This is a genomic window from Arthrobacter sp. K410C, from assembly GCF_059090105.1.
On the sequence record NZ_JBNHFJ010000045.1, the window covers coordinates 1 to 1,156 of the forward strand.

The window sequence follows — 1,156 nt, forward strand, 5'->3', positions numbered from 1 at the left end:
CAGGCGGGCAGGAAGTCCTCGACGGTGAAGTCCAGGCGGGAGGGCATGTGGTGTTCGCTGATCTCGTCCGGCTTGAAGCTTCCGAGCTCGTCGAGGTTCACGGGCATGGGTTTGTGGGCGTAGGAGCCGATGCCGTACCGGTCGCCGTGTTCGCGGTAGTACAGGTCCTGGTCCTGGTGGCGCAGGATCGGCAGGCGGGCGCCGTTGGGGAGCTCGTTCTTGCCGTGCTGGGCCGGGACGGGGGTGGTTTTGACGTACTGGTGGGCCAGCGGGAGCAGGGGCACGGCCATGCCGATCAATTCACCGATTTTGGCGCCCCAGAACCCGGCGCAGGAGACCACGATGTCGGCCGGGATCACGCCGTCGGGGGTCTGCACGCCGGTGACGCGCCGGTTCGTCTGTTCGATGCCGGTCACGGCGGTGTTGCCGATGTACTTTACGCCGGCGGCTTCGGTGCGCTTGATCAGCAGCTGCACCGCGCGGGCCGCGGACGCGAGCCCGTCGGAGGGCACGTGGAGGCCGCCGAGGATGTCTTCTTCATTGATCAGCGGGTAGAGCTCCTTGCACTCCTCACGGGTAAGGATCTTGCCGTCGATGCCCCACGATTGTGCGTAGCCGAGTTTGCGCTTCAGGTCCGCGAGGCGGGTTTCGGTGGTCGCGACTTCCAGGCCGCCGACCTGGTTGAAGCAGGAGATGCCGTCCTCGGTGAGGGAGAGGAGTTTCTCGACCGTGTATTTGGCGAACAGGGCCATCGACTTGGACGGGTTGGTCTGGAACACCAGGCCGGGGGCGTGCGAGGTCGACCCGCCCGGCATGTTCAGCGGGCCCTGGTCCAGGACGGTGATGTTGTTCCAGCCCCGGGTGACGAGCTCATCGGCGAGGTTGGTGCCCACGATCCCGGCTCCGATGATGACAATACGTGGCGACGATTCCATAAAAGGGTTCTCCTGCAAATTCTCTAAAGACTGTGTGCGGCGCGGCGGGGGTTAGCGGAAGACGACGGTGCTGGTGTCATCCAGCAGGACGCGGTGCTGGCAGTGCCAGCGCACGGCCCGGGAGAGGGCGAGGGCCTCGGCGTCCTGGCCCACGGTGGAGAGCTGGGCGGGGCCGTAGGTGTGGTCCACGCGGATGACTTCCTGTTCGATGATCGGGCCCT

At 65.9% G+C, this 1,156-nt stretch carries 1 protein-coding gene and 1 pseudogene; both read right to left on the reverse strand.

What is annotated here, in order from left to right; all coding sequences use genetic code 11:
- Positions 1-935 (reverse strand): NAD(P)/FAD-dependent oxidoreductase (locus AC5RU7_RS20980; protein WP_494053873.1); only part of this gene is annotated, 935 nt, incomplete at its 3' end.
- A gap of 51 nt (positions 936-986) precedes the next feature.
- Positions 987-1,156, reverse strand: a pseudogene (purU, locus tag AC5RU7_RS20985) (formyltetrahydrofolate deformylase); the annotation flags it as partial.